The sequence below is a fragment of the Chloroflexota bacterium genome (assembly GCA_018829775.1).
Classification (GTDB): Bacteria; Chloroflexota; Dehalococcoidia; order Dehalococcoidales; family RBG-16-60-22; genus E44-bin89.
Window position 1 is genome coordinate 1 of record JAHJTL010000056.1, and the last position, 22325, is coordinate 22325.

At 53.2% G+C, this 22325-nt stretch carries 23 protein-coding genes; 14 read left to right on the forward strand and 9 right to left on the reverse strand.

Going from position 1 to position 22325, the window contains the following annotated elements:
* The coding region (gene ribD, locus KKD83_05580) for a bifunctional diaminohydroxyphosphoribosylaminopyrimidine deaminase/5-amino-6-(5-phosphoribosylamino)uracil reductase RibD (protein MBU2535619.1) at window positions 1-925 on the forward strand (925 nt) is incomplete at its 5' end.
* Here the strand turns inward: ribD and KKD83_05585 are convergent.
* A complete protein-coding gene (locus tag KKD83_05585) occupies window positions 922-2235 on the reverse strand; it encodes a bifunctional folylpolyglutamate synthase/dihydrofolate synthase (GenBank protein ID MBU2535620.1) in 1314 nt (437 codons plus the stop codon). The two genes, ribD and KKD83_05585, sit on opposite strands and share 4 nt — an antisense overlap.
* A 157-nt stretch (window positions 2236-2392) precedes the next feature.
* Between KKD83_05585 and nrdR the strand changes: the two genes are divergently transcribed.
* The 11 genes from nrdR to tilS all read left to right on the forward strand — a co-directional run bounded on the left by nrdR (window position 2393) and on the right by tilS (window position 12978).
* On the forward strand, window positions 2393-2965 hold the full coding sequence (gene nrdR / locus KKD83_05590) for a transcriptional regulator NrdR (GenBank protein MBU2535621.1): 573 nt from the start codon (window positions 2393-2395) through the stop codon (window positions 2963-2965).
* A gap of 32 nt (window positions 2966-2997) precedes the next feature.
* Entirely contained in the window at window positions 2998-3315 is a 318-nt protein-coding gene (locus KKD83_05595) for a hypothetical protein (protein MBU2535622.1), read from the forward strand.
* 68 nt (window positions 3316-3383) lie between these two features.
* Window positions 3384-4229: an ImmA/IrrE family metallo-endopeptidase gene (locus KKD83_05600; protein ID MBU2535623.1), complete on the forward strand. Its 846-nt coding sequence runs from the start codon at window positions 3384-3386 to the stop codon at window positions 4227-4229.
* A gap of 70 nt (window positions 4230-4299) precedes the next feature.
* Complete coding sequence (locus KKD83_05605) at window positions 4300-6789, forward strand: vitamin B12-dependent ribonucleotide reductase (GenBank protein ID MBU2535624.1); 2490 nt, start codon at window positions 4300-4302, stop codon at window positions 6787-6789.
* Between the two features lie 19 nt (window positions 6790-6808).
* Window positions 6809-7042, forward strand: coding sequence for a helix-turn-helix domain-containing protein (locus tag KKD83_05610; GenBank protein ID MBU2535625.1), 234 nt, complete (start codon window positions 6809-6811; stop codon window positions 7040-7042).
* 231 nt (window positions 7043-7273) lie between these two features.
* A complete protein-coding gene (locus KKD83_05615) occupies window positions 7274-7546 on the forward strand; it encodes a hypothetical protein (GenBank protein ID MBU2535626.1) in 273 nt (90 codons plus the stop codon).
* Entirely contained in the window at window positions 7439-8122 is a 684-nt protein-coding gene (msrA, locus tag KKD83_05620) for a peptide-methionine (S)-S-oxide reductase MsrA (protein MBU2535627.1), read from the forward strand. Before KKD83_05615 ends, msrA begins: the two co-directional genes overlap by 108 nt.
* 86 nt (window positions 8123-8208) lie before the next feature.
* Window positions 8209-9555, forward strand: coding sequence for a hemolysin family protein (locus tag KKD83_05625; protein MBU2535628.1), 1347 nt, complete (start codon window positions 8209-8211; stop codon window positions 9553-9555).
* Window positions 9555-10850 (forward strand): hemolysin family protein, encoded by a 1296-nt coding sequence (locus tag KKD83_05630; protein MBU2535629.1) that lies wholly within the window; start codon window positions 9555-9557, stop codon window positions 10848-10850. Before KKD83_05625 ends, KKD83_05630 begins: the two co-directional genes overlap by 1 nt.
* 36 nt (window positions 10851-10886) lie before the next feature.
* Window positions 10887-11534 (forward strand): TIGR03936 family radical SAM-associated protein, encoded by a 648-nt coding sequence (locus tag KKD83_05635; GenBank protein ID MBU2535630.1) that lies wholly within the window; start codon window positions 10887-10889, stop codon window positions 11532-11534.
* A 16-nt stretch (window positions 11535-11550) separates the two neighbouring features.
* Complete coding sequence (gene tilS, locus KKD83_05640) at window positions 11551-12978, forward strand: tRNA lysidine(34) synthetase TilS (protein MBU2535631.1); 1428 nt, start codon at window positions 11551-11553, stop codon at window positions 12976-12978.
* 137 nt (window positions 12979-13115) lie between these two features.
* On the opposite strand, the gene KKD83_05645 is transcribed toward tilS, so the two are convergent.
* The 8 genes from KKD83_05645 to KKD83_05680 all read right to left on the reverse strand — a co-directional run bounded on the left by KKD83_05645 (window position 13116) and on the right by KKD83_05680 (window position 20465).
* The gene (locus KKD83_05645; GenBank protein MBU2535632.1) at window positions 13116-13946 is read right to left on the reverse strand and encodes an arsenite methyltransferase; all 831 of its coding nucleotides are present in this window, start codon (window positions 13944-13946) and stop codon (window positions 13116-13118) included.
* 18 nt (window positions 13947-13964) lie between these two features.
* Window positions 13965-14231 (reverse strand): AbrB/MazE/SpoVT family DNA-binding domain-containing protein, encoded by a 267-nt coding sequence (locus KKD83_05650; protein ID MBU2535633.1) that lies wholly within the window; start codon window positions 14229-14231, stop codon window positions 13965-13967.
* Between the two features lie 189 nt (window positions 14232-14420).
* Window positions 14421-15419 carry a nicotinate phosphoribosyltransferase gene (locus KKD83_05655; GenBank protein MBU2535634.1) on the reverse strand — a complete coding sequence of 333 codons (999 nt, stop codon included), beginning with the start codon at window positions 15417-15419 and terminating at the stop codon, window positions 14421-14423.
* Between the two features lie 4 nt (window positions 15420-15423).
* Entirely contained in the window at window positions 15424-15951 is a 528-nt protein-coding gene (locus KKD83_05660; protein ID MBU2535635.1) for a cysteine hydrolase, read from the reverse strand.
* Window positions 15952-15973: 22 nt separating this feature from the next.
* Window positions 15974-17518, reverse strand: a complete 1545-nt coding sequence (purH, locus tag KKD83_05665; GenBank protein MBU2535636.1) for a bifunctional phosphoribosylaminoimidazolecarboxamide formyltransferase/IMP cyclohydrolase — start codon at window positions 17516-17518, stop codon at window positions 15974-15976.
* A gap of 21 nt (window positions 17519-17539) precedes the next feature.
* Window positions 17540-18223 (reverse strand): DNA alkylation repair protein, encoded by a 684-nt coding sequence (locus tag KKD83_05670; GenBank protein ID MBU2535637.1) that lies wholly within the window; start codon window positions 18221-18223, stop codon window positions 17540-17542.
* Between the two features lie 89 nt (window positions 18224-18312).
* On the reverse strand, window positions 18313-19329 hold the full coding sequence (gene purM, locus KKD83_05675; protein MBU2535638.1) for a phosphoribosylformylglycinamidine cyclo-ligase: 1017 nt from the start codon (window positions 19327-19329) through the stop codon (window positions 18313-18315).
* Window positions 19330-19439: 110 nt separating this feature from the next.
* Window positions 19440-20465 (reverse strand): AAA family ATPase, encoded by a 1026-nt coding sequence (locus KKD83_05680; GenBank protein ID MBU2535639.1) that lies wholly within the window; start codon window positions 20463-20465, stop codon window positions 19440-19442.
* 175 nt (window positions 20466-20640) lie between these two features.
* Between KKD83_05680 and amrS the strand changes: the two genes are divergently transcribed.
* Complete coding sequence (gene amrS, locus KKD83_05685; GenBank protein MBU2535640.1) at window positions 20641-21657, forward strand: AmmeMemoRadiSam system radical SAM enzyme; 1017 nt, start codon at window positions 20641-20643, stop codon at window positions 21655-21657.
* A gap of 15 nt (window positions 21658-21672) precedes the next feature.
* Window positions 21673-22325, forward strand: a 653-nt coding sequence (amrB, locus tag KKD83_05690; protein ID MBU2535641.1) for an AmmeMemoRadiSam system protein B, incomplete at its 3' end; no start/stop codon positions are given.

A 22325-nucleotide genomic window follows, 5' to 3' on the forward strand; every position in this document is an offset into this window, starting at 1 on the left:
CGCCGACGCTGACCTAACTGGAACCACACTCTACGTAACTCTGGAACCCTGCTGCCACTATGGGAAAACGCCCCCCTGTGTCGATGCCATTATTAAGAACAAGATTAAAAAGGTCGTTATCGGGACGCTTGACCCGAATCCGCAGGTCAGCGGTAAAAGCGTAACGATTCTGAATCAGCGCGGTATTGAAACCGGGGTCGGTGTGCTGGAGGAGGAGTGCCGCGAGCTGAATGAAGCCTACTTCAAGTACATGACCACGGGACTGCCGCTGGTGACCATTAAATTTGCCCAGACGCTGGACGGTCGAATCGCCACCGCCAGCGGCGACTCCAAATGGATAAGCTCGGAGGAATTTCGAAAACTGGCACACCGGTTACGCGCCATCAACGATGCCATCCTGGTCGGCATCGATACGGTTCTGGCGGATAATCCTCAGCTCACGGTGCGCCTGGTGAAGGGGAGAAACCCGGCCCGCGTTATCCTTGACTCCAGATTGAGAATACCGCTCGACGCCGAAATCGTCAGGACCCGAGATGTAGCGCCGGTAATCATCGCTGCCACCACTCAAGCCGACAGAGAGAAGAAGTCCAAGCTGCGCGAGCTTGGGATTGAGATTCTTGAGGTTCAATCCGACATTTCCGGGGGAATTGACCTGCAAGGCCTGCTCAAGGCACTTGGCGAGCGGAATATTTCTTCGTTGCTGGTGGAGGGAGGAGCTAAAGTCATCACCTCCTTCCTGTGCCAGAAGCTCGCTGATAAGTTAGTCGTTGCCATTGCGCCCAAAATTCTGGGCAAAGGGACCGATGCCGTGGGAGAACTGGATATCGCCCGGATAAGTCAGTCTATGCCACTGAAATTCCAGAAGATAACCAGAGCGGGCGAAGACATCGTTATCGAGGCCAGGGTCGAACGCTCCGCAGGCTAGGTCCGCGTTGACATATATTCCATCACCTCGGCGACCAGAAACAGCGAACCGGTGGCACAGACCAGGTCCGATGGTCCGGCAATGGATAGTGCCCGCTCCACCGCCGATGCCACATTTTCCGAGGTCTCAGACGCTATGCCTTTGCTGGAGAACTCGGCGGCCAGCTGCTCCGCCGCCACGGCGCGGGGGTGATGGGATTGGCTTATAATGACCCTTTCTGGAAATGACGCCAGTTCCGCCGCCATCTCAGCGACGTTTTTGTCCGATGAGGCACCGAAAATAACGATGGCTTTTTCAAACGTAAAATACTGCCTTAATGCCTGCACCAGCCTCCGGATGGAATCGCCATTGTGGGCTCCATCAACGATAACCCAGGGCTTTCGCCGCAGGACTTGAAGTCGACCCGGCCAGTTCACACTGGCGATACCACCAATAATAGCCTCGGCGGCGATGGTGGAGCCCCGTTCCGCCAGTGCTTCGACGGTAGCGACGGCGGTGGCCGCATTTTCCATCTGGTGCTCGCCGACAAGCGGCATTTTCAGGTGATATTCGCCTCTCCTCCCACGAACCTCAAAGGTTTGTTCTTCAGGTCCACCGGACTTCCGCTGCCAGGTAACATCACTGCCCATCCTGACCAGTTTCACCTCTCGCTGCCGGCACACTTCTTCCAGCACCTTCATCGCCTCTGGAGGTTGAGGAGCAGTTATAGCAATGCTTCCCGGCTTGATGATGCCCGCCTTTTCCCCCGCTATCTTTGCGAGGGTATCACCGAGCACATCCATGTGGTCGTAACTTATCGACGTGATGACGCAGACCTCCGGTTTTATCACGTTGGTGGCATCAAGTCGACCCCCCAGTCCCGTCTCCAGCACCTGGTAATCCACCGTCTTTTCCCTGAAGTGCGTAAAGGCTAACGCGGTTAATATTTCGAAAGTGGTCAGTTCACCGAATTCACCGGCCGTGTTCACCGCCTCAACCTCCGGTTTTATCGACTCAGCAAGCCGGGCAAATTCATCCTCGGAAATCTGCTGGCCGTCGACCTGTATGCGTTCCCGAATGCTGAGCAGATGTGGCGAAGTATACAGACCGGTGCGGTAGCCCGACTGTACCAGGATAGAAGCAATCATGGCGGCGGTGCTTCCCTTCCCCTTCGTGCCGGCGATATGGACTGATTTCGCCGCATTTTGAGGATTTCCCAATCTATCCAGCAACTGCTCCATACGCCGCAGGTCGAAAACGACCGCCGAGCGCGGCATCCGCTCGTAATCGGCAAAGCTCAGGATGTAATCAACCGCCGCAGGGAAGTCCATTTATCACTCCTTTAAAACCAACCTAATCTTACCCTTTGCCACATTATCGGTAAAGTTTTTCGAAAATTTTAACAAAACGCAAGGGACAATCCCTTGACAAACACTACATATTGTATTAAGATAAGCTTTGCCCTACTATATAGTGTGTATTTGAGCTATGAACTGTCCCTATTGTAGTTATTGCGATTCAAAGGTCATTGACTCCCGCGACATCAATGACGGCATACGCCGAAGGCGCCAGTGCCTGAAGTGCGGTTCCCGCTTTACCACCTATGAACGCCTTCAGCCCGCAGGTCTTTTTGTGATTAAGAAAGATGAGCGCCGTGAGGAGTTCAATAGAGACAAACTGCTGACTGGCATCCGCAAGGCCTGTGAGAAACGACCGCTACCCAGCGGCACGGTAGATAAAATCGCTGATGATATTGAAGCCGAACTGTACCGCTCCGGCAAGCTGGAAGTGCCCGGCGCCATCATCGGCGATATGGTCATGGAGAAGCTGAAAGCGGTGGACCACATCGCCTACATCCGCTTTGCCAGCGTTTACCGTGAGTTTACCGATATCACCACGCTGAAAGAAGTCGTGGACGCTCTGGTATTGGACGAGCCAGCGCTCGCCTCGCCCAAGAACCAGCTCTCTCTCCTCTCCACCAAAGAACTGGAAGAACTGTCGAAACGACGGCAGTCTGAGATCGGAATTGAAGCAGAACGACTATCTAAGAGCAAGGCTTAAAAAGGCATGATAGCTATTGGAGGAGGAAGACGATGAAATTATCAGGATATGAGGAAATGGATAGATTTGAGCAAGAAGTTCGTCAGTGGCTAGAGAGGAGAGGAATCTCATTTCAGAGTTATGAGACTCTACCAATACAAAATAGAATAGTACTAAGAAATTTGGTATGCACCCCAACTCAACCCACAACGGACAGGCAACGCAGAGAGCTCTACCGAAAGCTATGCTTATCTGGTATAGCAGGGAGGGAATCTATAGACCCTACTGACTTTATGCCAGACAAAGAGCTAAATAAATTCTTTTCTCCATTGTCTCCAAGTGAAAAACTTAATTACTTAGAAAAGTTTTAATTGTAGAACTACAAAAGGATTATTTTGTCTGTATTATTTCACGAGTGCAAAGAGAGCGGGGTAACGCAATGTTTGTAGACGTAGAACATACTAATACCCTTATTATTGAACGAGCCAGAAAGCTCGTGAACAAGTTAGTTTCACTGAGAGGACATGATAAACCGCCCTTTTTAGCTGAAGAATTTGCTAGTCTTTGTGGCATAAATGAAGTAGTGAGAACAGACCTTATAAATGTTAGCGCTGTTCTACTCAAATTGCACGGCGGGGCTATAATACAAGTAAACTCAAAACATCACCCTTCTAGGCAAAATTTTTCAGTAGCACATGAAATTGGGCATCTACTATTTAGTGAGCTTAAATTAGAGCGTTATATTAACAGCATTGAGTACAGAACATTTAATCCGCAGGCTAAAGCAAGAACTCGAGAAAAAGCCATAGAACGTTTATGTGATATTGCTGCTACTGAACTTTTGATGCCAGAACTAATTTTCAAGAAATACCTGGCAAATTTTGGTTTATCAGTAAACTCTGTTGAACCTTTGGCTCATATCTTCAAGACATCTATTCAGGCAACCGCTTTTCGAATTGCCGAAGTCACTAATGAACCATGTTTGATGCTCATGTGGCAACCATTTCCAGTAAATAATCCGAAAGGGCTCAGATTGAAACGCTGTGTAAGTTCAAAAACCAAGCTAAAAGCTGTGCCCATCCATACGCTAGATAAGTTTCCCTCTAGTTTATCCAAAGCATATAACTCTAATATGTCTGTTAAGTCTAACAAAAAGTTTATAATTAATAACACTGAACATTTTATCCCTATGGAATCTAAAGGCTTTGGTTATGGTGAATATAGATATGTTCTATCTTTAGCTTTTTTGAATAAGGTAAAACTTGGAGATTCTTTTGCAGAATAAAAAATATAGCGAGATAAACTATCCAAATCGCAACCAGATTGCGCGCATCGTTTTCGCCGCGGCTGAGTCCATGGGAATCGCCGACCGGAGACTGGTGGAAAGGCTCACCGCGCAGGTCATCGAGCGATTGGAGCAAAACCGCACCCTTTTTCAGCCACCGGCACTGCCCGGGATGGAAGATTTCGTCGACAGGTCGTCACGGCGACTGAGCCGTCTGCCGTCGGATACCGACATCCTGACGATGGTAGAGGAAATCCTGGCTGCGGAAGAACAAAAATTCACCGAGGAGGCACCCGCTGAAATGAAACCGACCAAGACCGCCAAGACTACAAGCCGGCCGGATACCGGCTTAAAGTTGACCGAAAATGCTCTGCACGTCCTGCAGAAGCGTTACCTGAAAAAGGACAAGCAGGGAAATGTTATTGAAACGCCGGAGGAGATGTTCCACCGTGTTGCCAGAGCCATTGCCGAGGCTGAACTCCTTTACAAGCCCAGCGCGAATGTGAAGGAAATTGAAAACGAATTTTACCGCATAATGACCAGCCATGAGTTCCTGCCCAACTCGCCCACTTTAATGAATGCGGGTCGGGAACTGGGGCAGCTCTCTGCCTGCTTTGTCCTGCCTATTGAGGACTCGATGGAGTCTATCTTTGACTCGGTGAAGCATACGGCGCTCATCCACAAGAGCGGTGGGGGCACCGGCTTTTCCTTCTCCCGGTTGCGCCCGGCAAGAGACCGGGTCGGTTCCACGGGCGGCGTGGCCAGCGGTCCGGTGTCCTTCATCAGGGCGTTCGATACCGCCACCGATGTCATCAAGCAGGGCGGGATGCGCCGCGGGGCCAATATGGGCATTCTCAATGTTGACCATCCCGACATCATAAAGTTCATTACCTCCAAAGAGGATATGACTGCCCTGACCAACTTCAACATCTCGGTCGCGGTCACCTCGGAGTTTATGGAGGCGGTTAAGGCTGGCACCGATTACAGTCTGATAAACCCACGAACCAAAGAGGTTGAGGGCAAACTCAACGCCAAAGAGGTCTTTGATAAAATAGTGGATATGGCCTGGAAGACCGGCGACCCCGGCATCGTCTTTATTGACCGGATTAACCAGGATAACCCCACCCCGCACCTGGGCAAGATAGAGAGCACCAACCCCTGCGGTGAGCAGCCCCTGCTTCCCTACGAATCGTGCAACCTCGGCTCTATCAATCTGGCCGAAATGCTGCAACAGGGAGATAGCTCATTTGAAATCGACTACCCCAGGCTGGCGAATACCGTCAAGACTGCGGTCAGGTTTCTGGATAACGTTATCGACGTGAACAAGTTCCCCCTGCCTCAGATAGAGGAGATGACCAAGAAGACGAGAAAGATTGGCCTCGGCGTCATGGGCTTTGCCGATATGCTGCTACAGCTTGGCATCCCTTATAATTCCGAAGCAGCGCTCAACCTTGCTTCTGAAGTCATGAAATTCATCAGCGATGAAGCGACCAAGGCGTCGGTGGAACTGGGCGAGGAGCGCGGCCTCTTTCCCGCCTTTGAAGGCAGCGCCTACGATAAGCCTAATGGCTATAGAGTAAGGAATGCCACCAGAACCACCATCGCCCCCACCGGCACCCTGAGCATGATTGCCGGCTGTTCCAGCGGCATAGAGCCTCTCTTTGCCCTGAGCTTTACCAAAAATATCCTGGATGGGGCGAAACTGGTGGAGGTGAACCCGTATTTTGAAGATATTGCCCGGGAAAAGGGCTTTTACTCCGAAGACTTGATGCAGAAACTCGCTGACGGCGCACACCTCGGTGACATCGATGGCGTGCCTGACGACGTGAAACCGGTATTCGTTACCGCCCACGAGATTACCCCGGAGTGGCACGTGAAGATGCAGGCCGCCTTCCAGAAGTCCACGAACAACGCCGTTTCCAAGACGGTCAATTTCCCCCGTGAGGCTACCAGGGAAGATGTGGCCAAGGTGTACCTGCTCGCCTGTGAAGAAGGACTCAAGGGGATAACCATCTACCGCGATGGCAGTCGCGATGCGCAGGTTCTCACCACCGGCAGAACGGAGGAGAAAATTGATAAAGCAGATGAGGAAAGGCGGACGCCGCGGAAGCGTGCCAAGGTAACCAGCGGCTTTACGGAGCGGGTCACCACCGGCTGCGGCTATATCTACGTTACGGTAAACTCCGATGAAAACGGCATCTGCGAGGTCTTTTCACACCTGGGGAAAACGGGTGGCTGTGCCTCGGCACAGGCAGAAGCGACCTGCCGCCTCATATCGCTGTCTTTAAGGTCCGGACTTGACGTTGCCTCCGTTGTCCGGCAGCTCCGGGGTATCCGCTGCCCGTCGATTGCCTGGGAGGAGGGCAAATCCATCCTGTCCTGCGCCGACGCCATCGCCAGCGTGCTGGAAAAACAAACCACCGGCTACGATGGCAAGCCCAGGGCGGAGGACTATGGCCTGGCCAAGAACCTTGCCGGACAGTGCCCGGAGTGCAGCAATATGCTCATATACCAGGAGGGGTGCTTTATCTGCCCCGCCTGCGGCTATACCAAGTGCTAGGTATAAGGAGGGCAAAGCCTTGGCTGAAGACTTGATGAATAGAGACGTCATTGTTCTCCAGGAAATGGAAGCCAGGCGCGTCGGTGACGGGATAAGGGAACTGCGCCTCCGCTGTGGGCTCTCGGTCGAGGAGCTTGCCCGCAGGGCCAGTGTCCCCCACGACTACCTGAGCCGCCTTGAAGAGGGACAGGAACTGAAAATAACCCGGTCAGTTCTGGATAACCTCAGGCAGGCGAGCGACGGTGGTGGGTGAAGCAAAGGCTTATAGAGCAATAGTCACCAATTGGCAATAAGATAACTGCGGTTTGTTTTTAAATAATACGCGTTTTTATTAATCCCCTCCCACCACGGAGGGGATAACTATTTTCAAAGCCATTATTAATCCTAAAGTCTGTATGTTTAACTTGCGATAAAAGTCACATACATAATCTCCATTTTAGCTATAAGATGTAATTGATGAGTCGAGGAGGTGGAAAAGGATTAAATGATGCGATTTCATAGCAGACTATACATCGTTCTATTCTCGCTATCGATATTGATTTCGCTTGCCCTCGGTGGCTTGCTGGCTTCCTGCCAGCCGGCTGCGGAAACTGTAACCGTAGCCCAGGCAGACGATGCCTGCCCCGTACCGATAAAGGAGACTGAACCGATGAATACGTCAGAAGATGAAACGGTTGCTCTGCAACAATATGACATTCCGCCCATTGATGTATCAGCACCAGAGCAGATGGAGACAGCTACCTTCTCGCTTGGCTGATTCTGGGGTCCTGACTCCCGGTTCGGGAGTCTACCCGGAGTGATACGAACTCGCGTCGGCTATGCCGGAGGGAGTGAAGAAAATCCCACATATTACGACCTCGGTGGCCACACCGAGACGGTTGAGATTGATTACGACCCCGCCAGAATCTCATATGAGGAACTGCTCGATATTTTCTGGGACAGCCACAATCCGGCCAGACCGGCCCTCTCCGTGCAGTACAAGTCGGCAATCTTCTATCACGATGAGGAGCAGAAGCGGCTGGCACTTGAGTCGAAGGCGCGCCTGGAGGCAGAACTGAACGCGACCATCTTCACCGAGATATTACCCTATTCCAGGTTCCACCTCGCTGAGGACTACCATCAGAAGTACTATCTGCGAAACGTTCCTGACCTCAGAAAGGAGATGACGGCCATATATCCTGATGTCAATAATTTCGTTAATTCCACGGCCGTGGCCCGCGTCAACGGGTACCTTGGCGGCAATGGAGATATCGAAATCCTGCGACAGGAGATAGACGGCTACGGTCTTTCCCCCGCAGCAAAGCAGCGGCTGCTGGAAATGGCGGCTTCCTGAAGACAAATAGCCTTACCGTCCCCCCCATTCTGCCCCTTTGACACCCCCTCAGGCCGATGATATGATTATGCAAGGGGGCGGTCTTGATGGCCAATATTGACCTCTACCTCGTAATTCTCGTCGTTTGCTTGCTGTTCTCCGCCTTCTTCTCCAGCTCGGAAACGGCCTTTGTTTCCCTGCAGAGAGTAAGGGTTCAGCATCTGGTTGATAACAATGTCAGGGGCGCGAAACGCGTCGCCGGTATGATTGCGCGTCCGGAAAAACTGCTCTCCACCGTCCTTTTCGGCAATACGCTGGTCAATACTGCCGCGGCTGCTATAGCGACAGTACTGGCCATTAATTTTTGGGGCGAACGGGGAGTGCTCTACGCCACGCTTGGCCTCACCGCTTTTCTCTTAATCTTCACCGAGACAACACCCAAGACTATTGCCGCCCAGCATACAGAGAGACTGGCCATGCTTTTCGCCCGTCCGCTGACCTTTGTCTCCTGGCTCTTCACTCCATTCGTCATCGTCCTCAGCTGGATCGCCATCAGCTTTACCAGACTGTTCGGCGGCACCACCGCCTCATTATCAATAGCCCGGCCAGAGGAAATCCGCACCATGATCGCCCTCGGTGAAAGGGAGGGTACAGTGGAGGAAGCCGAAGCCGAGATGCTGCACAAGGTGTTCGACTTTGGGGACCGACCCGTCCACGAAGTTTTGGTGCCACGACCCGAAGTCATTGCCATCGAACAGGGTGCTAAGATTTCCGACTTCCTCGCCCTCTATGCCGAGTCACCGCTCTCCCGCTTTCCCGTCTATCAGGAAAACATGGATAACGTGGTGGGTATTCTCTCCGTCAAGGACGTGCTCATGGCCGAAGCCAGAGACACCATCACCAATGACAGCACCATTGATGAGCTGGTCCGCCCCGCCTACTTCGCCCCGGAGACCAAGCGCATCAACGAGCTCTTCGCCGAAATGCGGGACAAGAACTTCCGTATGTGCGTCGTCGTCGATGAGTACGGCGGCACCGCCGGCATCGTCAGCCTGAGCCGCCTGGTCGAGGAAATCGTTGGTGAGGTGGGTGATGAACTGGCGGAAGTGGAAAAGGACTTTGAGGTAATCAACGAGTACACTTTCCAGGTTGACGGCAGCATGCGCATCGAGGAAGTAAACGAAGAGATGGAACTTGACATGCCCGAGGGCGACTATGAGACCGTGGCCGGATTCGTCCTGCACCTGTTGGGGCACATCCCGAAACAGAATGAGCAGTTGCGATACAAAGGCCTGAAGCTGGTGATTACGGAAATCCGCGGCCGGAAAATCGAGAAAATAATGCTCACTAAGGAAAAGCAGGCAGTAGAAGCACTGCGTAACAATCGCCCAAGAAAAGGGAAGGGGAAAACAAACGAACCCAAAACCGGAAAGGCCAGTCGTGATAGCTTATGATGAGTACTGAGTTATTATATTTGGTGCTGTTTCTTCTCTGTCTTCTTTTATCTGCTTTCTTCTGCAGTTCGGAGACAGCCTTCTTCTCCCTGCAGCGCATCAAGCTCGAGCACATGGTCAGCACCGAAGCAAAAAGGGCGAGACCGGTGGCCCGTATGCTTGAGCGACCGGAAAAATTCCTCTCCACGGTTCTCCTTGGCACAAACCTGGCGAATACCGCAGCCGCCGCGCTGGCCACGGCGTTCGTTATTTCCCTCTGGCCCGAAAACCCGGAGCATGGCGTCCTTATCGCTACCGCTGGGGTAACGGTTGTCCTACTTATTTTTGCAGAGACGACGCCCAAGATGCTGGCTTCCCAACATGCGGAGAGACTCTCCACGCTGTTTGTCCGTCCACTGCAATTTTTCTCCTGGCTCTTCACTCCCTTCGTCATCGTTCTCAGCTGGATCGCCATCAGCTTTACCAGACTGGTTGGCGGTACCCCGGTCTCGAAATCGCTGGCTAATCCCGAGGAAATCCGCACCATGATTGCAATGGGAGAAAAGGAGGGCACCATGGAGGAAACTGAGGCCGAGATGCTGCACAAAGTGTTCGACTTCGGCGACCGACCCGTCCGCGAGGTCATGGTGCCCCGACCCGAGGTCATTGCCATCGAACAGGGCGCCAGAATCTCCGACTTCCTCTCTCTCTATGCCGAGTCACCGCTCTCCCGCTTCCCTGTCTACCAGGAAAACATGGACAACGTGGTCGGCATTCTCTCCGTCAAGGACGTGCTCATGGCCCGGGCGAAAGACGGCTTCGATAAAGATGGCACCATTGATGAGCTGGTCCGCCCCGCCTACTTCGCCCCGGAGACCAAGCGCATCAACGAGCTCTTCGCCGAAATGCGGGACAAAAATTTCCGCATGTGCGTCGTCGTCGACGAGTACGGCGGCACCGCCGGCATCGTCAGCCTGACCAGGCTGGTCGAGGAAATCGTCGGCCCCGTGGGCGATGAACTGGCCAAGGCGGAGAAAGAGTTCGAGGTCATCAACGAGTACACCTTCCAGGTCGATGGCAGCATGCGCATCGAGGAAGTGAATGAAGAGATGGAACTCAACCTGCCTGAAGGCGACTATGAGACCGTGGCCGGATTCGTTCTATATCTTCTGGGGCATATCCCAAAACAGAATGAGCAGTTGCGATACAAAGGCTTGAAGCTGGTAATCACCGAAATGCGCGGCCGGAAAATTGAAAAAATCCTGCTCACCAGGGAAAAGACAGGTGCCAGCGACCGCTCCGGCTCGGCAGAATAGAAAAGGGGACCCGGTAAATCCTGGAATATAAAGGCAATGCAACGCTTGCGCATAAAATACCGTCGTGGTGAAGAGGTGAAGTACATTTCCCACCTTGATATCATGCGCCTCTGGCAGAGGGCACTCAACCGTGCCGGCATAGCGCTGGCCTATTCCGAGGGATTTCATCCCCACCCCAAAATTTCTCTGGCCGCGCCCCTTGCCGTCGGCGTCACCAGTGAAGCCGAACTCATGGATATCACCCTGGCCAGGCAGGCCTCCCCACATTTCTTTATCGCGGCGGTAAATCAGCAATTGCCTGCCGATTTTGAGATTCTTCAGGTAGTCCCGATTGCCGAGTCTCTGCCGTCGCTACAGTCACAGGTTCGCTTTGCTGAGTACACCGTTGAACTGGAAACGGAAAGAGGACATGAGGAGGTAACATCAGCCATTGCCCATCTCCTTTCCCTAGAACATCTGCCCTGGCAGCACCAGCGAGATACCGGCACGAAACATTACGATTTAAGGGAATTAATCGATGACATCTGGCTGGTCAGCTTTCAGGACAGCCTCTGCACCATCGGGATGAGGCTGCGCTGCGACAGCGGCGGTTCGGGGAGGCCCGAGCAGGTTACTGCCACGCTGGGATTTCTGGAACCTCCGAAATCGATTCACCGCACGAAACTCATTCTGAGGGCGAATTAGGTTACTGGTGGCATCGGTGAAACAAACACGTACTGTTGTATTGCCCGGGCAAGTTATTAATTTCATCCTGGAGCACCGCCTGATACTGGAGGGGGGCAAACTGGTGGCGGCGGTATCAGGCGGGCCTGACTCGGTTTGCCTGCTGCACGTCCTGCTCGGCCTGCGGGACAAACTGGGTATCACGCTGCATGTTGCCCACCTCAACCACCAGCTGCGCGGCGGTGAATCCGATGCTGATGCCAGATACGTGGCCGACGTGGCGCAAAGACTTGATTTGCCGGCTACCGTGGAACGGCGCGACGTGAAATCTTACCAAAGGCGCAAACGCCTCTCGCCGGAAGAGGCGGCGCGTGAAGTGCGCTATAACTTTCTGGCCGAGGTTGCCGAAGCGACGGGAGCCGATGCCGTGGCGGTGGGGCATACCCTCGACGACCACATTGAAACCATCCTGATGCATCTGATTCGGGGGAGCGGTACGCAAGGGCTGAGAGGACTGCAGCCATCCAATCAATGGCATTTTGGCCGAGATACTCTCACCGTGATTCGGCCACTTCTGGCGGTGAGCCGGGAAGAGACAGCCGCTTACTGCCGCCGATACCGGCTGAGGCCCCGCCTTGATACTTCAAATCTGTCGCTGTCACCGCTCCGGAATAGAATACGCCAGCAGCTTATTCCTCTGCTCGAGAGCTATAACCCACAGGTAACCGACGCCCTGCTGCGCACCGCCCGCATCGCTTCCGATGACCTGGCGGTTCTGGAAGAGGAAGCCTTGAAACTGGGCCGCAAAATCGTTAAAGAACAGGAAAACACCGTGATTCTGGATAAAGAGGGTCTTACCGAGTTACCACCTGCCTTACAACGCCACCTTCTGAGAGCGTCTATTGAAAAGCTGCTCGGCAACCTGATGGATATCGAGAGCCGGCACATTGAAGAAATAATGAACTCGCTTGACAAGCCAGCGGGCCGGATAATTACCCTGCCGGACGGTTTACGCTTCGTCATCGAGTATGACCGCTATCTTCTGGGAAGCGACCCCGCCGCTTTATCACCATTCCCGGAGATAGCAAAGGAATACAAGTTACAGATACCGGGTACGATGGTCCTGCCCGGCTGGCAGGTCGTGGCCGATGTTATGAAGCAGAGGCAAGTTTCAGAAGAGGACAACGGTTGTATCGCTTGCTTCGACCTTGCCCGTACGGGAAGTGAATTGACCATACGCCAGCGCCGTCCCGGCGACCGTTTTCAGCCCCTGGGCATGAGCCAGCTTAAAAAATTAAATGAGTTCATGATTGACAGCAAAATACCGCAGGCCTGGCGGCGGCGGATACCTATTGTCTGCTCTCCAGAGCAGATTATCTGGGTGGTTGGCTGGCGCATTGATGAACGGGCCAAAGTGACCGCAGGCACAAAACAGGTTCTGCGTTTGGAATTCAAAAGAATTTAAGCTAATTACTCAGATTAGCAAAATAGTTATTTTCTTAGAGGTGCAAGAGGGGCTTCGCCCCTCTTTTTAATATTCTTCCCTCTCTCCTTCAAAGGAAGAGGGGGATAGAGGGGGTGAGGTAGAAAAATAATCACCTTTTATTTCGGCTTTATCCCCCGAACCTTGATGCTGGCAACGGAATTAGCGGTGTCTTTTATCTCTTCTTCTGGCAGGTTCAGCTTCTTGATTACCGCTTGAGCCGTCGGGTCATTGGCCATGTAATCAATCGGGAAAATCGCCTCATCCAGTACCTGTACCTGTCGAAAGCCCGCGCCGGTTATAGCCTCAAGATATTCAGCTTTCAGCAGGGCGCCGGAAATGCAGCCCACGTATGCCGCAATGGAATCCCTGATGAAACCAGGCAGCTCTTTGAGCAGGACAATGTCAGATACCATCAGCCGGCCACCGGGTTTGAGCACCCGGAACGCTTCATCGAAAACACTCTTTTTATCCGGAGAAAGGTTGACGACACAGTTTGAGATGATGATATCGATAGAATTATCCGCCGCCGGCAGGTTTTCAATCTCGCCCAGTCGGAATTCAACATTTTCATAATCGCCCTTTCGGGCATTCTCCCTGGCTTTATCGAGCATCTCAGGCGTCATATCCACACCGATGACCTTGCCACTTTTGCCAACCTTGTTTGCCGCCAGGAAACAATCGAAACCGGCGCCCGAGCCGAGGTCCAGAACCGTTTCTCCTTCTGCCAGAGATGCCAGAGCGATTGGATTTCCGCAGCCGAGGCCCAGATTGGCACCATCGGGTACCGACCAAATTTCTTCTTCCGTATAGCCTATAGCTTTGCTCATCGATTCGGCGGGGTCGCCGCTTCCGCAGCATGAGTTGACCGGAGCACAACAGGAACTTTTATCCTGGACTCTTTGAGCATAGCCTTCCCGTACCATGCGCTTTATTTCCGCTTCTTTCATTTCATTCTCTCCTTATGATTATGCTAATATATCTTTCACCAACGGCCCAAGCGTGCTCTTCACCGTCTCGCTGAAATAGTCAGCTTTGACCAGGAATAAACAGCATCCCTTGCCGCCTGATTGATGGCTTATAACGACAAATTTGTCACCTGCGTTTATATCGGCTTTCTCTCTCACCTCTTTGGGCAGAACTATCTGTCCTCTCCCGTCAATGGTTATGAGCGCATCAACCTGGCACTGGCAACCCCCTGTACTTTTCACTGCCGATTCACTCTTCTCAGCCATGGTTCCACCTCAAAATATATAATTGGATATTTCTTATCCTTCTGATTATTCAGAATATACTGAATTTTATGATTTGTCAAATCCAGTCGCATTCAATTAGAGCAATAGAAAGACGTTGATACCAGTTCTGGGGAAAATGTGATTATATCTTTACTTAACAGGAGTACAGGCAATTATTTATTTTATCTTTTACATCACCCGCTTGAGCCGCGGGTTCGGCGTAATGCCGGGTATTCTCCCACGTTTGGCAATCGGCTTGCCCTCTATCTCATGCAGGTCGGCGGTAAAATCAATCGGCCTGGCACTGCTGATATAGCTGCCGACGCCAAAGCCGTCAACCGGAGCCCCGTTATCCAAGAAATAAGTAATGCGTTCCGGGTCCAACCCACCGCTGACAAAAATCTTCACCTTGCTGTACCCGGCCAGGTCCAGCCTGGCCCTCACTTCTTTCACCAGGTCGACGGTAACCCGTCCCCGCTCTCCAGGAGTGTCCAATCGTACGCTATTAAGCTTTTCCCCCAGCGCTTCCGCCACGCGCAGGCTCTCCTCGGCTTCATCCTTGAAGGTGTCAACCAGTGAAACGCGGGGCACCTCGGGCGGCATATATTTGTCAAAGGCAACGGTCGCCTTGACCGTGTCCCCCATAACGATAATCAGGGCGTGGGGCATGGTGCCCGCTGGCTCAACGCCAGCAAGTTCCGCTCCAGCCACACTGGAGCAGCCAACGCAACCTCCCACTATCGCCGAGTAATCCAGAATGCCCGACACCGATGGGTGAACGTGACGCGCCCCGAAGCTGATGATAGGGACGCCGCGCGCCGCAGCGACTACCTCCCTGGCCGCCGTCGCCCAGCCACTGCAGTGAGACAAAATACCGCAGAGGGAAGTTTCGTAAAGTCCGTAACTCTGGTAGGGCGCCGTGATGCGCAGCACCACTTCCTTGGCATCCATTGATTCACCCTCTTCAAGGGACCAGACCTCACGGCGGTCTTTGGGCAAAACCCGGTCCAGCAATGCTTTGGCTTCTTCTATACCGCAGAGCATTCCCGCCCGACTGGAAAAGACCTCCATGGTGGCCATCGGGTTCAGTCCTTCATGGCGCAGTATCTCGACGGTGCGGGCGAAGTAAATATCCGCCGTCTCTCCGGAAAGCACCGCTTCACTGGGTTTAAATTCGGGCTTTTTCATCTGGCTACCCTCCAACGCTGGTCAGCTTTGCCCCCAGCACCTTCTCGATGTGCTCCAGAGCAAACCGGTGTGCTTTTTCGTCCGGCGAGGCTACACAGTCAACGGGCACCTCCACCGGATAATCGCGATTGCGGGCATCGGCCGCCGTATGCATCACGCAGATATCGGTCAGCACGCCACATATTATGAGCTTCCCCGGTTTGATTGCTCTCAACTGGGCTTCTAAATCAGTGTTGAAAAAGCCGCTGTAACGCTTCTTGGGGATTATCTGACCGTCGTACCTGGCTAACTCTGGAATAACCTCCGCCTCAGGAGTACCGGCAACACAGTGCGGCGGGAACATCTTGAACTCCAGGTCATCGGGGTCGTGATTGTCGCAGATGAAGAATATTCTGGACCCTCGAGCAAGTTCCCGCTCCAGCAGTCTTTGCACATTGGGAATGATTTCGCGTGCTTTATCTCCCACGTACAGAGAGTGACCTGGCTCCATAAAACACCGGAGCATATCGACAACGATTACCGCATCAGCCATACGTCACATCCCACTTCTGATTCTAATGTTTAAAATGTCTTTCACCGGTAAACACCATGGCGATATTATATTTATCCGCCGCCTTGACGGAGTCTTCATCCCTGATTGAGCCGCCGGGCTGGATGATGGCGGTAACACCGCCTTCCGCCGCCGCCTCAACGACATCGGGAAACGGGAACATGGCGTCGGAGGCCAGCACACTGCCCCTTGTCTTCTCCCCGGCTTTCTCCTTGGCGATCTGGGCACTGACGATTCGACTGGGCTGTCCGGCGCCCATGCCGATGAGCGTTCTGTCTTTGGCCAGTACAATGGCATTGGACTTTATGTGCTTTACCGCGCGCCAGGCAAAGAGCAGGTCTTTGACCTCGGCTTCAGTTGGTGCCCTTCTGGTCACCGTCCTGAGGGCAACGCTGTCCTCCGCCAGCGAATCGGAGCTCTGCACGAGGAAACCTCCCCGCACGCGCCGGATATCAAGGTACCCTTCATGAGAAACGCCATAGGTGGGTGGCAGTTCCGCCTGCAGGATTCTCAGGTCCTTCTTGCGTTTTAGCACCTCCAGCGCCTCCGGTTTATATTCAGGGGCAATGACAATTTCGTAAAAAGTTTTGTATAATTCTTCCGCGGTTTCCCGGTCAACCGCTCTATTTATGGCAACTATACCGCCGAAAGCAGCCACCGGGTCGCCGCTGAGTGCCCTTCGGTACGCCTCGGCGATATTATCATGGCTGGCCAGGCCGCAGGGGTTGGTGTGCTTGATGATGGCCACTGCCGGCGCGGCAAAGTCGATAACCACGCCCCAAGCGGCATCGGCATCCAGAATATTGTTGTAGGACAGTTCCTTGCCATGAAGCTGTTTTGCCCAGGTGATGCCGGTATCGCGGCTTCCCCCGACCACCTGCTCGGCGTAGAAGGCCGCCATCTGGTGAGGGTTCTCCCCGTAGCGAAGCCCGTAGCGCTTCTGCATGGTTATGGTCATTTCATCAGGGAAGCCATCTTCACCCTGCCGCAGGTACTGGGCAATGGCGGTGTCATACGCGGCCACGTGCTGAAATGCCTTCTGCGCCAGCCTTTTCCGCTCTTGCTGCGGCAGGTCTCCCTGGCCCAGTTTCTCCAGAATTAGCTGATAGTCTGCCGGGTCAACAACAACGATGACACTGGGGAAATTCTTGGCCGCCGCCCTTATCATCGTCGGCCCGCCGATATCTATATTCTCCAGTGCATCCTCCAGGGTAACTCCCTCCTTGGAAACGGTCTGCACAAAGGGATAGAGGTTGACCGCCACCAGGTCTATCGGTTCAATTTTCTTTTCCGCCAATTCCTTCATTTGTGCTGGAATATCGCGCCTGGCGAGCAGTCCACCGTGCACCATGGGGTGCAGCGTTTTCACCCTTCCATCTAAAATCTCGGGAAATCCGGTTATCTCGGAAATGCTTTTCACCGGCACGCCTGCTTCTGCCATAGCCTTCTTGGTGCCGCCGGTGCTGAAGATTTCAAAGCCCAACCGGGCTAGACCCTTGGCAAATTCAGCGACACCTGCTTTATCTGAAACGCTGATAATAGCTCTCACCAATATCCTCCAGTCTACATCCTATCTTATGCTGGCTAACTTCTTCTGCACTTTCTCACCGGTCAACTCCCGGATGGCATCGCTGGCAATCCAGCGCGCGCTTTTCGAATCCAGCTGCTTTATCTCCTCGGCGGTTTTTATCGCCATCTCATTCAGGTTCCAGTTTCTCTTGCCAATCTGCCGCAGTGCCCAGTTGACCGCTTTTTTCACATAGTTGCGTTCGTCCGTGGCATGTTTTTTGATCATCGGCAGAAATCCAGCGAAATCTTCATCGGACGCCTTTTTGTCATGAACCGACAGTGCCGCCATCAGCACAAATCCAGCCCGCCTGACAAATTCCTCCTCCCGTTCACTCCACTCCTGAGCCTTCCGGTAAGCTACCGCAGTCCGGTCGAAAAGGTGTCCGCAGCAAATATCGCAGACGTCCCAGGAATCAAAGCCTTTCACCCAGCTTTCCAGCTGTTCCCCGGTGACCATGTCCGGTCGTTCAATCAGGCAGGCGAGCAGTCTCGCCTCATGGATGCCGGAGGCCCAGAGCTCCAGCGCCAGCTCATGGTCCTTACCTGTCTCCCGAGCCATCTTCCTCAAATTCGGGATGGACACTCCATAGGTGTTCGTCGGATTGATGCCAAACCGTGCCATCCCCTCCACATTTTCGGGATTGGCAAGTGACTTTATTTTCTGGATAATCTCGTTAGATTGCATCCTTCTTTATAACCTCAGTCCCTGCGTCCTTCCTGAAAGGAAGGAGGTTTTGGGAGAGGAGCTTTGCCTCTCTTAAACACCCCGTTACCTTAATCTATAACCACCCTTTCCTTCCCCACCTGCTGCACCACCTCACCAATAACGCTGTCTTCGGATAACTGCCCGATAAGCCCGGAAACATTATCCGGTGCGCAGATAATCACCATTCCGATGCCCATATTGAATACCCGGAACATCTCGCCCCGCTCAACATTGCCTTTATCCTGAATAAGTTTGAATATCGGCGGGACCGCCCAAGACTTCCTATCCAGATGGACGGCCAGGCCCTCCGGCAGCACCCGGGGTATATTATCGACCAGGCCACCGCCGGTAATATGCGCCATCCCTTTAACCAAAGAAAGCTGGGGTTTCAGTTGATTATAATAGCAGCGGTGCGGCTCCAGAAGCTCTTCGCCCAGCCTCCGCCCCAGTTCCGGATAATTTTTGCTCATTTGGCCGATACTAAAAATATTGCGGACCAGGGAATAGCCGTTGGTATGCAGCCCGCTGGAGGGCAGGCCAACGACGGCATCGCCGGCCTCAATAGTTCTTCCATTAATTATCTTATCTTTCTCCACCACCCCGATAACGAAGCCGACAAGGTCGTAATCCTGACCGGAATACAGCCCGGGCATCTCGGCGGTCTCCCCGCCGATAAGGGCACAACCAACTTCTTTACAGGCTTGCGCCATTCCCGTGGCAATATCTGACACCTGTTCCGGCACCAGTTTGCCCATGGCAATGTAATCGAGGAAGAACAGCGGCTCCGCCCCGCAGGTGAGAATGTCGTTCACGCAGTGATTGACCAGGTCAATGCCGACGGTGTCATGTCTGCCCAGCGCGATGGCTATCTTGAGTTTGGTGCCGACGCCGTCCACGCTGGAAACGAGAACCGGCTGCTTATAGCCTTTGAACTCAAACAGGCCGCCAAAGAAGCCGACGCCGCCCAGTACCTCGGGGCGGTGGGTGGTCCTGGCCTGCTTACCGATGAGCTCCTTGGCTTTCGCCGCGATATCGATATTGACGCCGGCGGCGGCATAGGTATGCCTGACTGCTTCACTGTCCATAGAAGACACCTTATACGCTAATTCGGCGTTTTTAATATACTAATGTCTCGGTTTCCAGATAAATTACAGGGAAATCTTGCATTAATAACATCATTTATTTTTGATGAGAATCATGAAGCCAGGCCCAGTCCGGTACAAATGGCCTTGAAATCGAGGTTAGGCTGCAGGATTTCGGCTATCCGGTTCAGCTTTTTCTCCTGATGAAACCTGGTCCCGTCCAGTAAGTCCTCAATATGCTTGATAACCGTGTCGGTGTCATTCCGGGTCGTGATTATGGGAACGCCCTTCTCATCCGCCTTGAAGCGGACGTAGTCTATCGGCTCTCCGCCGCCACTGATTACGAGACACTTCGTTGCCGTCTCGAGTGCCGCCATCTGCATATCCGGCCGGTCATTCCTGACCACCGCTGCCTTATTAACTTTGCGCCCAAAGTAGTCCAGGCCGGAATCAACGCACATTGCCCCCACCATGACATTTTCCACCAGCTCCACCGATTTTTCCCCGTTATTCAGCAACTCTCCATTTATCTGTGCGACCAGCTCGCCGACCGTAAAAGCCACCAGTGCCCTTTCCTCGGGCAGGACGCCAAGGATGCGCATTTCTGACCCGGTGAACCTGGAGATGAGCTCTTCGCAGGTGCGCTTCAGTTCCTGCTTCGGCACCTTGTTCAGGATGAAACCAAGCAAATTCTCACCGAAGCCAAGATAGCTATCCAGATACTGTGGCGCCGATTTCCCTCTGGCATAGTCTTCCACGATGATTACTTTGGCTTTCAAAGCGCGGGCAATTTCATACGCGGCTTGGCTGGTATCGTTACCTGGCTTTGTGCCGCAGTATCCCTCGATAATGACCACATCTTTATTCTGAGAAATTTCGATGTAAGCTTCTCGAGCTTTATCGGCTAAAGCCTTCCCGCTGCCAAGCGGGGGACTTAATAGAGCGACATTTTCCGTTAAATTAAATGCCTGCTGGGCAAACAAAGCGTCACTTGCCGAGCTTCCCGGTGGTTTTTCACCGACCAGCGGCCTGAGGAAACCGACTTTCCTGCCTTCACCTATCAACTGCCTGCCAATGCCGATGGCAATGGTGGTTTTACCAGCTGCCTCCTGCGTAGAAACGATATATAAAGCAACCATAACTTGCCTCCATATACCTCGTTCATAACTGGAACGTGCTTTCCTATTATAATTCCTTATCCCCCTTTCGTAAAGGGAAAAGTAATAGCAGCGCCTCTACGTTAGACGCTCCAGGTCTATATTTGGCATCGATTGAATGATATAATGAGGTTAATCAGGGAACGAGGCACGGGTCATGCCCGAGGCAATGCTCTACAAAAAGCTGCCCGACTCTAGAGTGCGCTGTGGTACTTGTCAGTGGCGTTGCACCATAAATCCAGATAAGTCCGGCGTCTGCCGTATGTACCAGAATCGCAGCGGCGTTTTATATAACCTGAACTACGCCCAGGCGTCATCGGTGGCGGCCGACCCGATAGAGAAGAAGCCCCTTTTCCACTTTTACCCCGGCTCACTCGCTTTCTCCATCGGGGGGTGGGGATGCAACTTTCACTGCCAGCACTGCCAGAACTGGGAAATCTCCTGCCCGCCGGATAATGAGCCCTGGCGTCGTTCTCAGGATATTCCCCCTCAACTGGCCATCGACCTCGCCAGGCAGCACCACTGCCAGGGCATTGCCTGGACCTACAACGAGCCGACCGTCTGGTTTGAATACACGCTTGACTCAGCCAGACTGGCCAAACAAAACGGCCTGTATACGGTATATGTGACCAACGGCTACATAACCCCGGAGGCACTGGATACCATTGGCCCCTATCTGGACGCATGGCGGGTCGATATCAAGGGTTTCAGTGACGCCTTCTATCGTGACCTGGCCAGGATACGTAACTGGAGGGGCATTCTTGAGGTGGCCAAGAGGGCCAAAGACAAATGGCAGATGCACGTTGAGGTAATCACCAACGTTATCCCGACGATGAACGATGACGACCAGCAGCTGGAGGGCATTGCCCGCTGGATAAAGGACGAACTGGGAGAACTGACTCCCTGGCATGTTACCCGGTTCTACCCCCACCACCACCTGATGCACCTGCCCGCCACGCCCATCGCCACCATTGAACACGCTTATGACATCGGTCGAAAGGCCGGTTTAAAATTTATATATGCAGGCAATGTGCCCGGCCATCAGAGCGAGAATACCGTCTGCTACGCCTGCGGCAAGCTCGTGGTGCGGAGGTTCGGCTATGAGGCCGAAATCGTGGGACTGGATGGTTCCAGATGCCGGTTCTGCGGTGCGGAACTTAACTTCAGAACGTAATCAAGGAGAACTAAAATGATAAGGCAGCCAGTGGTCGCCGGACAGTTTTATCCCGGTTCAGCTTCCCAGCTCAAGGTAATGATCGAAAAGATGGTGGATGCGGAGGCGGAGAAACAGGAGGTAATCGGCCTTGTCTCCCCCCACGCCGGGTATATGTATTCCGGGCCGGTGGCCGGGGCGGTCATCTCCAGAGTCAAATTTAAAGATACCTTCATCATCCTCGGGCCGAACCATACGGGAAGGGGCAAACCGCTGAGCATAATGTCGGAGGGCAAATGGCAGACGCCGTTGGGCGATGTGGAAATCGATGCGGAGCTGGCCCAGCACCTGCTGAGCATATCGCACCACCTGCAGGAGGATGATGCCGCCCACGCATTTGAACATTCCATTGAAGTCCAGCTTCCATTCTTACAGTACTTCCGCCCCGATGTCAGGATAGTGCCCATAACGCTCTCGTTTGCCAGCATTGACGCTTACAAGGAAATCGGCAGGGAGATTGCCCGGGCCATCAGTGATACCAGGCGGGAAGCGGTTATCATGGCCAGCAGCGATATGACCCACTACGAGCCGCATGATGTTGCCGCCAGGAAGGACCGGCAGGCGATAGACGCCATACTGCGACTCGATGAGGACGAGCTTTTCCGGCGGGTTGAAGAGCACAATATATC